1 protein-coding gene and 1 pseudogene are annotated in these 1,507 nt (G+C 46.6%); one reads left to right on the forward strand and one right to left on the reverse strand.

Annotated elements, in window-relative coordinates:
• Positions 1 to 196: 196 nt before the first annotated feature.
• The gene (locus PX636_RS11500) at positions 197 to 1,087 is read left to right on the forward strand and encodes an alpha/beta fold hydrolase (protein ID WP_002797519.1); all 891 of its coding nucleotides are present in this window, start codon (positions 197 to 199) and stop codon (positions 1,085 to 1,087) included.
• 206 nt (positions 1,088 to 1,293) lie between these two features.
• Here PX636_RS11500 and PX636_RS11505 read toward each other — a convergent pair.
• Positions 1,294 to 1,507, reverse strand: a pseudogene (locus PX636_RS11505) (hypothetical protein); the annotation flags it as partial.

Raw genomic sequence — 1,507 nt, forward strand, 5'->3', positions numbered from 1 at the left:
AGGTGGTCAACTACCTAATTTTCAGGGAAAAAGTACCTGAATTTTCCCCCGATCCCCGCAATGGCTGGCACTTTTTGAGGGGAAAAAAGTCCAAAAGTCTTATCCAACAAGGTTTTTAGATTTATTCAGCAGACCCTACTTAACCTGACAGTATATATTAAGAAAAGCAACAAATACTTTACAGATAAACAAAAATATGCAGCAAATTCTAGGATTAGAGACACAACCAAAAATCTGGCATTGGCGGGGATTCAAAATCACCTATCAGAGTGCGGGGGAGACGGGACCTGCGATCGTGCTTGTGCATGGATTTGGGGCATCTTGGGGACATTGGCGGAAAAATATCCCCGTTTTAGGCGAAAAATGTCGCTGTTTTGCCCTAGATTTAATTGGTTTTGGCGGTTCCGACAAACCCGAACCGAAAAACGAGATCGATTACACTTTCGAGACTTGGGGGGCGCAAATTGCCGATTTTTGTCGGGAAGTGGTGGGTGGTCCTGCTTTTTTGGCGGGTAATTCCATCGGTTGTGTGGCCATCATGCAGGCTGCCGTCGATTATCCCGATTTTGTCCTTGGGGTAGCGGCGATCAATTGTTCCCTCAGACTACTGCACGAAAGAAAACGGGGGGAATTACCCTGGTATCGTCGTTTAGGTGCGGATTTTGCCCAAATAATTCTCAAAAATAAGGCAATTGGGGCTTTTTTCTTCCAACAGATCGCTAAACCCCAGACAGTGCGTAAAATTCTCCTGCAAGCTTATCGGCGCTCGGAAGCGGTAACGGAGGAATTAGTAGAAATAATCCTAAAACCCGCCAGAGATCAGGGAGCGATCGAGGTTTTCCTCGCTTTTACCGCTTATTCTGGCGGCCCGCTGCCAGAAGACCTACTGCCGATTCTCCCCTGTCGGGCGATTCTGCTTTGGGGTAGCGAAGATCCCTGGGAGCCCTTGGCCTTGGGCCAAGAATTAGCACGATTCCCGACAGTAAAACAGTTTATCCCCTTAGCCGGTTTAGGCCACTGTCCCCAGGACGAGGCCCCAGAAATAGTTAATCCGATTTTATTAGACTTCCTACAAGCTCCTATCTAGGGTTTGCGGCAAAAAGTTTGTTGGTGGGGGTAGGGTGTAGGGTTTTACCCATTTTCAGGCGGTCAATTACCTAATTTTCAGGGAAAAAGTCCAGGGATTTTCCCCCCAATCACTCCAATCGCTGGTACTTTTTGATTTCAAAAAAGTCTAAAAATATTATCCAACAAGGTTTTTAGATTTATTCAGCAAACCCTATCTAAGTTCCTCTAGTAACCAGAAGACCTGGTATTAATGGGTTGTTGGATGGAGAAACCTCGGTTAATACTTTGAGGTGGAACTTGATTGGGGGTGCCATTATTGTTAGGTGGCATTCCCTGATTGGGATAACCAGTGACGTTAGGTTGACTGCCGTAGACGGGGGCCTGATATACGGGGGGTTGATAATAGTTGGATTGGTTGCTAGAGCCGGGGACGGGGTTA

The organism is Microcystis sp. M53598_WE2, assembly GCF_030067735.1.
Classification (GTDB): domain Bacteria; phylum Cyanobacteriota; class Cyanobacteriia; order Cyanobacteriales; family Microcystaceae; genus Microcystis; species Microcystis aeruginosa.

Coding starts and splice junctions, on each gene's coding strand:
- PX636_RS11500 (WP_002797519.1), top strand. CDS start 197: ATGCAGCAAATTCTAGGATTAGAGACACAACCAAAAATCTGGCATTGG.